Genomic DNA, 8,863 nt, shown 5'->3' with positions numbered 1-8,863 from the left:
CGGGGCTCGGGCCGGGGGCGGGCATTCGAAGGCCCCCCCGCTGCCGGGAAGGTCGACGCCCGGCGCGCGGTCGAGATGGCGCATCAGGCTGCGGATCGCATTGGCATGGAGGCGCACCTGCTCGCCCCGGGCGCGGCGCGCGGCCTGATCGGCGGCCTCGGCCTGCCGCTTCAGCCCGGCCTCGAGCCGGGCCAGATCCTCGCCCGGCACCGCCTCGCGGCAGGCGACGGTGACGGCCCGGCCGCCCGTCGCGCGCAGCACGCCCCCCCGGATCGCGCAGAAGCGCCAGGGCCCCTCGGGGCTTCGCCAGCAGAGCACCCCCGCCTCGATCACCGTCAGCAGATCGACATGCCCGGGCAGGAGGCCGAAGCTCCCCGAGGCATCCTCGGCGCGGATCGAGGCCAGCCCCTCCTCCTCGAGCACCGCCGAAAGCGGCGTGGTCACGCGGAGCGTCAGGCTCATGCGGCCCCCTTCCGGCGGCGCGCCTCCTCGAGCGTGCCGATCATGTAGAGCGAGCCCTCGTCCCAGTCGTCGCATTCTCCCCCGAGGATCGCGGCGCAGCCCTGCACCGTCTCGGCCACCGGGACCGAGCGGCCCTCCATGCCGGTATAGGCGGCAGCGACGAAGAAGGGCTGGGTCAGGAAGCGCTGCAGCTTGCGGGCGCGGCCCACCATCAGCTGCTCCTCGCGGCCGAGCTCCTCGATGCCCAGAAGCGCGATCACGTCGCGCAGCTCGTGGTAATGTTCGATCGCCTCCTTCAGCCGCCCGGCCACGCGGGCATGGTCCTCGCCCACCACCGCCGGATCGAGCAGCACCGAGGTGGTGGCCAGCGGATCGATCGCGGGATAGATCCCCTCGGCCGCCAGCTGCCGCGACAGGACCACGGTACTGTCGACATGGGCGCTGATCGCGGTCACGGCGGGGTCGGTGAAATCGTCGGCCGGGACATAGACCGCCTCGATCGCCGTGACCGAGGCGCGCCCGACCGAGGCGATACGCTCCTGCAGCGCCGCGACCTCGGTCTCGAGCGTCGGCTGATAGCCCACGCGCGAGGGCATCCGGCCCAGAAGCCCCGAGACCTCGGCTCCCGCCTGCACGAAGCGGAACACATTGTCGATGAGCAGAAGCACGTTGCGCCCCTCGCCGTCGCGGAAGCCCTCGGCGATGGTGAGCGCGGTCAGCGGCACGCGCCAGCGCGCGCCGGGCGGCTCGTTCATCTGGCCGTAGACCAGCACGGTGCGGTCGAGCACGCCCGAGGCCTTCATCTCGCCCAGCATCTCGTGCCCCTCGCGCGACCGTTCGCCCACGCCCGCGAAGACCGAGATCCCGTCATAGCCCGAGACCATGGCGCGGATCAGCTCCATCACCAGCACGGTCTTGCCCACGCCCGCGCCGCCGAACATCGCGGTCTTGCCGCCCTGGGCCAGCGGGGCCAGCAGGTCGAGCACCTTGATGCCGGTGGAGAAGACCTGAAAGCGCGCGTCCTGCGCGGCGAGCGGCGGGGCGGGATGCAGGATCGGCGCGCGGGGCGCCTCGGCGGGGAGGGCCGGGCCCAGATCGGCGGGGCGGCCCGCCACATCGAGAAGCCGCCCGAGCACGGCCGGTCCGGTGGGCACCCGGAGCGGCCCGCCGGTGGTGCGGACCCTCTCGCCGCGGGCGATGCCTTGCGTGGAATGGAGCGCGATGGCCCGGACATCGGCGGCGCCGAGATGGGCCTGGATCTCCGCCACGACGGGGAGGGAGCCCACCTCCACCACGTCGCCGATCGCAGGCAGAGGTCCCTCGACACGGATGTCGAGGACCGGCCCTCGAACCGATGTCACTCGTCCAGTCATCTGCGCGGTCCCTGCCTTTCGGCGAAGTGCCCGAGTCGGCCCGGATCTTACGCCCCGGCCCCCCCGTTGCCCACCCCGCGCGGGGGCACGGCCGGGTCACCCCGACCCCGCCGGAATGGCTGACGGCGAGGCCGGGGTTCCGGTTCGCCCGCCCCGCCGCTATGGTCCGGCCCGAGGGGGACGCGGCCCCCGGCAGAAGGGGCTCTTCATGCGGCGCATCCTCGTCACCGGCACGGCCGGCTTCATCGGCTTCCATCTCGCGCGCCTCCTGCTGGCCGAGGGCTTCCGTGTCCATGGCTACGACGGGATGACCGACTATTACGACGTGGCCCTCAAGCGCCGCCGCCATGCGATGCTGCTGCAGGATCCGAACTTCTCGGCCACCGAAGGCATGCTCGAGGATCAGGCGCTCTTCGACCGGGTGGCCGATGAGTTCGCGCCCGAGGTGATCGTCCATCTCGCGGCCCAGGCCGGCGTGCGCTATTCGGTCGAGAACCCGCGCGCCTATCTCGATGCGAATGTGATCGGCAGCTTCACCGTGATGGAGGCCGCGCGGCGGCTGAAGGTCGCCCATCTGATGATGGCCTCCACCTCCTCGGTCTATGGCGCCAACGAGGAGATGCCCTTCCGCGAGACCGACAAGGCCGACCGCCAGCTCACGATCTATGCCGCGACCAAGAAGGCCAACGAGAGCATGGGCCATGCCTGGGCGCATGTGCATGGCCTGCCCGTCACGATGTTCCGCTTCTTCACCGTCTACGGCCCCTGGGGGCGGCCCGATCTCGCGCTCTTCCGGTTCGTCGAGGCGATCCTCGAGGACCGGCCGATCGAGATCTACAACCACGGCGAGATGTGGCGCGACTTCACCTATGTGGACGATCTCGTCCGCGCGATCCGGCTCTTGATCGAGGCCGTGCCCGGCGGCCCCGAGACGGCGGTCGAGGAGGACAGCCTCTCGCCCGCCGCCCCCTTCCGCATCGTCAACATCGGCAATTCCGACAAGGTGCGGCTGCTGGATTTCGTGGAGGCGATCGAGGAGAGCCTCGGGCGGCGCGCGATCCGCAGCTACCTGCCGATGCAGGTGGGCGACGTGCCCGCGACCTGGGCCGACGCGGGGCTTCTCCAGCGCCTGACCGGCTACCGCCCCCACACCGACATCCGCGAGGGCATTGCGAAGTTCGTCTCGTGGTATCGCGATTACACGGGGAAGTAGTCACACCCGTTTGCCTCGTCGGAAAGGTCGGGTTAGACAAGAGGCGCTGGGAGATCCGCAGGACTTTCCCGCAGGACAGAAGGCCAGGATGCGGCCCTTCGCAACAAGGAGATGACCGCTTGGCACGACTGCTTCTCCACATTGGCGCACACAAGACGGCGACCAGCTATATCCAGCGGCGCTTTCACCTCAATCGCGACCTGCTCGCCCGGCACGGCATCCTCTATCCCGACATCGGGCCGAACCGGGCCCATCACATTCTCGCCACGCCCTGGATCGACATTCCCGAAATTCCCGAGAGCTATTGGGGCCCCGAAGAAACAGGAGCGGCCGGGCGCACGAGGCAGGACGCTTTCTTCGAGAAATTCACGGAAGACTATGCCTCCCGCAAGGGGACCGTCTTCCTGTCCGCCGAGGTTTTCAGCCGGGCCCTGCCCCAGCATGTGGACATGGCAGATCTGGCCAAGCGCCTGTCGGATTTCGAAGAGGTGAAAATTGTCTATGTGGTGCGGCACCAGACGGAGTACATCCAGTCCATCTGGCTTCAGGTGGCCAAAAACGGCAAGGCGGGAAGATTTGATCCGTTCCTCGCACATGCCCTCCAGAAGCATCTGGCATCCGGGATATGGATCGATCATCACCAGGTGATCGAGAACGTGCTGAGCGGCTTCAGCCGCGACCAGCTCATCCTTCTGGACTATGAGACCATACGCAAACATCCCGAAGGGGTCATAGGACCTTTTCTCGAGCTTCTGGGATCTCCTCTCCATGTTCATGATCTCGCCGAACTCGACAATCGAGAGGCGAATATCTCTCCAGACCCTCTGGCAATCTGGATGACACATGCCGCCTTCTTCCCGAACCCGCTCAAGCTCGGCCTTTACCAGAAGCTGAAGGACGCGCTTGACAGGATCAGGGAAAATCGCGGCAAGAAGAAAACCAGCCTCTACACGCGCGCACAGTACGAAGCGGTCATTCAGGCCTCCAGCGAGATGAATATCCCGCTTCGGCCATGGCTTGAATCCGGTCAGTCGGAGTCCCTCATCTTCACGGCTCCGTCGGCAGACCAGCTACTTTTCCGTGACGATCTGACAGAAGCCGATTGGGACCCTCATCTCCCGGAGGGAAACGTGCGGATGCGCGAAAAACTCAGGGCCGCCCTTCCGCAATAGAAAGAACGCATTCATCCGGCTCGCAAGCTCGTTCATCGCCGTCTTCACCCAGTCAGGCGTCAGCCCGCTCTTCTTCAGGGCGGCGCTGCGAGGGTTTCTAATAGCTCAGCAGATCGCCATAGACCGACCGCTCTATCTGCGCCCACACCGGGTTTTTCTCGTAAAGGTTGTTAATTTCGGGGCGGGTGAACCAGAACCTGATGTCCTTCACATAACCGATCTTGCCGCTGTTTTCGCGGACCTCCTTCAGGGGCACGTCAGGGGGCAGCGGGAAGACGCGGGCCATGTCCTCCATCAGATGCTCGGTTCGCATCCAGTGGGTGACGTCGGAGGCGAAGTTCGTGATCATGTCGTCCGCACTGGCCAACTTTCCCGTCTTTCCCTCAGGGCCCGGCCGGCTGCGGAACTTGCCGTCGCGCAGTTGCGCACGGGTGACGAGGGCCGCGTCGCCAGCGCGCTGCAGTTCGAAATGGACGCGGCTGAGCAGCCAGTAGGGCAGCCGGCGGATGTTGCCGATTACCTTGCGCCCGTTGACGCTGAACGAAGGGTCCTGCTTCTGCCGGGCTTGGATGGACTGGTGCCAGATGACGGGCAGCTTCCGACCGACGGGATCAAAGGCCACGGAGGGGTCATCACCGTAGAGAGCATGCAACATCTTCTCCGTAGAGGTCCCCCCGCACTTGGGGACATGCAACCAGATCCAGTCCTTCGCAACGATCAATTTTCGGTTCCTGCCTGCATTTCATGGCTCTTTGCTAAAACTCATCCTTGAACCGCCGCTGCGACGCAAGGGGTTTCGAGTCACCATGTGCGGGGAGGTTAAGCGGGGCTGCGCCGAAGACGGATCTCCAGCCTGAGCCCCGGCAGCCGGGTCCAGAGCGAGCCGGTGGGAGATGGCTGCTGGCCGCGATTCAGCGGAGGCCTTCAAGCCGCTCGATCAGCCGCTCCATGTACCAGGCGTTGCTGAGTGGATTTACGCCCCAGGACTGGTAGTAGATGTGGGCCACATGGTCGGCGATGCGGGTGCCGTCGCGCAGGACGAGCTGCCGTGCCAGCTCTCCCCCGGGGCTCAGCTCATCCGCATAGGTGAAGCTGTCGCGCAGGTAGTCGGTGTCATTGTCCATGACTCCATCCCGGGCATTCGCCGCCGTATCCTCGCCGATCTGTGCCCTCTGGCAGGCTTCGCTGACGGATCCTGTCCCCCGGCGGAAGGTCAGGAAGGCCACGTCCGGCCTGCCCTCGCGTTTCAGGCAGGGATTCAGATAGCTGTGCGTGTTGACGATGAAACCCAAAGGCGGCGGATGTCCCGAACGGGGATTGAGGGCGCGCGAGGAAAGCCACAGGTTCCGGACCCGGATCGCATAGCGGTTCGGATTCTGCTGCCCCATGGCATAAGGGTAGCCGATCACCACCTCGGCGATTTCGAGGGCCCGCCCCGGCAGGTCCTGTTCGGCCTGTGCCTTGGCCAGAGATCGGACTGCATCGGCAAGATCAGTCGTGGGCTCAGCATCGGGGGCTGGTTTGCTGTAGACGGGATTTCGGGGAACCCTTCCCACTTGCCACAGCGGAAGATTGACCAGCCATCGGACCTGAACTGTCCGCCTGTCCTGAGCCGCCTCGATCCGATCGCGCAGTTCGACCATGTAGGCATGCACGATCTGCCCGGCGCTGCGCACGTCGAAGCCCGCACCGGCCGTTTCCCGGCAGCCTGCCGGCTTGTCCGAATCCGACAGGACCCGCAGCATCGGCCCGTCGACATTGAGTGCCGAGACGGGGATGCCGGCATCGGTCAGCCGTCTCACATTGCGCTCGAACTCGAACGCGGCGGCCGCACGGCCCAAAGCCTCCGGCGAGAGGCTGGCATCGCAGCGGGCACCCGACAGGCCCACGCCCGCCTCGTAGGTCACCTCCAGCCCCGTCCGCGCGACGATCTTCGCAAGCCCGGCCAGATCGTCATCGCTCAGATAGGTATCGGCCGGGCGGCGCTCTTCCCCCACGGCGCCGATCCACCGGAAGTCGGTGGTCATCAGGAAGGTGGCATTGAGCACGATCCCCTCCACCCCCGCGCGGTCGAGCTCCTGCCAGAGCGGCAGGTTCGCGGCAGCGAAGATCTCGCGGTTGTCGAGCGCCCGGGGGCCGGGCCCGTAGATCGCCTCGGGGGCCGCCTCCGCCCCCGTTCCCAAGGCGAGGGACAGAAGGGCGGCAGTCAGGGTCGTCCGGAGCAGGGTCATGGGAGCCTCCCGTGGCGGTTTGCCAGAGGATGGCGCATTTCCCGGGGCGGACAACCCCCCGCGCCGCGCTGGGGCCCCGGGCGGCGCTCCTCTGCCCAAGGCAGGCCGGGCGGCACCCGCCCTGCCCCGGGCCGCCTCAGAACAGGAAGTCGTCGCGGGTGAGCATCTCGGAGGAGATCCCCTCGAGCGTGATCCGGTTCGCGCCCGCCTCGATCACGACATGGCCGTTCACCTCCGACAGATGGTTCGCCATCAGATCGCCGAAGCCGGCGATGGCCCCCACCCCGCGCAGGTCGATCCGCTCGCCCGCCGTGTCGGGCGAGAAGTCGCGGATCCGGTCCCGGCCGAAATTGCCGGCGAAGACGAACCGGTCCGCCCCGCCGCCGCCGATCAGGAGGTCGTTGCCCGCCCCGCCCACAAGCACGTCGCGCTCCCGCTGGCCGTCGAGCCGGTCGTTGCCCGTGCCCCCGAGCAGGAGATCGTTGCCCGCGCCGCCGAAGAGCGCATCGGCCCCCCCCATGCCGCGCAGCACATCCGCCCCGCCCCGCCCCTCGAGCCGGTCGTTGCCGAGCCCGCCCGACAGCGTCTCGGCCAGACGGCTGCCCAGCAGCACGTCGGCCCGCGCCGAGCCCATGACGATCTCGATCGATTTCACCACATAGGGGCCGAAGGGCTCGGGCCGGAAGTCGTAGCGCCCCGCGACCAGATCCACCCGGAAGCCGAGCCGCAGGTTCGTGTAGCCGCTCAGGTCCAGCGTGTCGGTCCCCGCCCCGCCATAGACATCGTCGGCGAGATCCACGCCGCGGATGCGGAACGTGTCGTTGCCGGCCTGGCCGTAGCAGACGTCATGGTAGAAGCCGCCGTCCAGAAGGTCGTCGCCATTGCCGCCATAAAGCCGGTCCACGCCGTCGCGGCCGTTGATCGTGTCGTTGCCGTCCCCGCCGACCAGACGGTCGGCACCGGGCCCGCCGTTCAGCAGGTCGTTGCCGGGGGTGCCGGCCGGGGTCTGGGCGAGCGAGGCCTGCGAGAGCGCGCTCTGGGCCAGGGGCTCGAACAGCGGGGGCAGGGCAGGGAAAGGAGAGACTCCGGGCATTGTTTCCAAACTTCCTTCAATAGGACGCACTGAACGGGATTTTCTATGTCTGGTCTGAAATCGCGCGGCTTTCGGGAAGAAATCCGCGCCCTTCCAGCCTTCTGGAAAGAAGGCCCGCCGTCAATCTGCTTGGAAGGACAGGTTGCCGGGTCCCGGCCCCGCCGGGCCGGATGCGTCAATACCAGCGGCCCATCGAGATCAGCTCGACCTGCGCGGCAAGGCGCGTGTTCGTGGCGCTGAAGACCGAGACGCCGACGCTGGTCGTCGTCCGCCCGGTGAGCCGCGGGCTGAGCGCCTGGGCTCCGTTCGAGACCACGCTCGAGACCGTGACGAGGCCCGCGACGGTGGAGAAGGCGGCGGGAAAGGGGGCCACCACATCGGCGGAGGCCGAGGTGGTCACCTTCTGCCAGCAGCTCTGCGTCCCGTCCTGATGGCGGATGTAGCGGCCGTTGGCGTTGCTCGCGCTCTCGACGATCCCGCCCGCGACCCAGGGCGACCAGGCGCCCTCGCCGCGGGCGCGCGAGAAGAGGATGCCCGGCATGAGGCCCCCGCCCCCCGCCTCCACGAGGAAGAGCTGCCCCTCGCCCGCCCCCCGGCTCTGGTGGAGGAGGAGGCCCGCCTGCACGCCCGCAGGACCGCCGCTGCTGCCCTGCGCGCTGTCGTAGCCGTAAAAGCCCGGAGCGAGCGTGCCGGCCGCAGCCCCGGCATTGCCGACCAGCGGCGCCGGCGCCCCCAGCCCGAAGGCCCCCACCGCCAGAAGCCGGCCCGGGGTCGCATCGGCGGCCGAGGCCTGCACCGCGCTTCCGGTGAGGCTGCCCGTCACCACCGCCCCCTGCGGCAGCGCCACCCGCCCGCTCGCCCGGTCGGCGCTGAGCGCGGTGCGGAAGGAGGTGCCGTCCGGGCTGACCTTCAGCGCGAAGTCGTCGCTGCCCGCAAGCCCGATCTCGGCCCGGCCCGACCAGCCGGACTGGAAGAGGAGGCTCGCCGTCTCGGCCTCCGCGGCCTTGTTGACCTTGATCCGGTGGCCCGCGCCCGCATGGGTGAAGAGCGTGGCGGGGCCCGCCACCGCGAGGCGGTTGGTGGCATCGGCCGGGGTGGCGATGCCCAGCGAGGGAAATTCCGGCAGGAGGCCGATCAGCGTGCGCCAGCCCTGGGCGGTGAAGACGAGCCCCGCCCCCTCGGCCAGCACGAAAGTCTGCCAGCCCGGCTGCGGGGCGAGGAAGCGCCAGACCGCCGCCTCCGCGTCCCAGACCGCGAAGGCCTCCTCCCGCCCCGCCCAGGCCCCCTCGGCGCCCGGCCCCACCAGATGCCGCGCCCCG

At 68.3% G+C, this 8,863-nt stretch carries 8 protein-coding genes; 2 read left to right on the top strand and 6 right to left on the bottom strand.

From position 1 onward, the window contains the following. Positions 1–462 (bottom strand): F0F1 ATP synthase subunit epsilon (locus A9O63_RS03205; RefSeq protein WP_069330637.1); only part of this gene is annotated, 462 nt, incomplete at its 3' end. Further along, a complete protein-coding gene (gene atpD, locus A9O63_RS03200) occupies positions 459–1,835 on the bottom strand; it encodes a F0F1 ATP synthase subunit beta (protein WP_069330636.1) in 1,377 nt (458 codons plus the stop codon). The genes atpD and A9O63_RS03205, both read right to left, overlap by 4 nt. Before the next feature lie 208 nt (positions 1,836–2,043). Here atpD and A9O63_RS03195 point away from each other — a divergent pair, with 208 nt between their 5' ends. After that, positions 2,044–3,048 carry an NAD-dependent epimerase/dehydratase family protein gene (locus A9O63_RS03195; protein ID WP_069330635.1) on the top strand — a complete coding sequence of 335 codons (1,005 nt, stop codon included), beginning with the start codon at positions 2,044–2,046 and terminating at the stop codon, positions 3,046–3,048. 119 nt (positions 3,049–3,167) lie between these two features. After that, positions 3,168–4,220: a sulfotransferase domain-containing protein gene (locus A9O63_RS03190; protein WP_069330634.1), complete on the top strand. Its 1,053-nt coding sequence runs from the start codon at positions 3,168–3,170 to the stop codon at positions 4,218–4,220. Between the two features lie 97 nt (positions 4,221–4,317). On the opposite strand, the gene A9O63_RS03185 is transcribed toward A9O63_RS03190, so the two are convergent. The 4 genes from A9O63_RS03185 to A9O63_RS03170 form a co-directional block, all read right to left on the bottom strand. Then, positions 4,318–4,941: a hypothetical protein gene (locus A9O63_RS03185; protein WP_069330633.1), complete on the bottom strand. Its 624-nt coding sequence runs from the start codon at positions 4,939–4,941 to the stop codon at positions 4,318–4,320. Between the two features lie 190 nt (positions 4,942–5,131). After that, positions 5,132–6,451 carry a hypothetical protein gene (locus A9O63_RS03180; RefSeq protein ID WP_069330632.1) on the bottom strand — a complete coding sequence of 440 codons (1,320 nt, stop codon included), beginning with the start codon at positions 6,449–6,451 and terminating at the stop codon, positions 5,132–5,134. A gap of 136 nt (positions 6,452–6,587) precedes the next feature. Then, the gene (locus A9O63_RS03175) at positions 6,588–7,544 is read right to left on the bottom strand and encodes a calcium-binding protein (protein WP_069330631.1); all 957 of its coding nucleotides are present in this window, start codon (positions 7,542–7,544) and stop codon (positions 6,588–6,590) included. A 175-nt stretch (positions 7,545–7,719) separates the two neighbouring features. Then, positions 7,720–8,863, bottom strand: a 1,144-nt coding sequence (locus A9O63_RS03170; RefSeq protein ID WP_069330630.1) for a DUF2793 domain-containing protein, incomplete at its 5' end; no start/stop codon positions are given.

The sequence above is a fragment of the Cereibacter johrii genome (assembly GCF_001720585.1).
Lineage (GTDB): Bacteria > Pseudomonadota > Alphaproteobacteria > Rhodobacterales > Rhodobacteraceae > Cereibacter_A > Cereibacter_A johrii.
The sequence above is the reverse complement of the archived record's forward strand: the minus strand, read 5'-3'. Positions and strand labels throughout refer to the sequence as shown.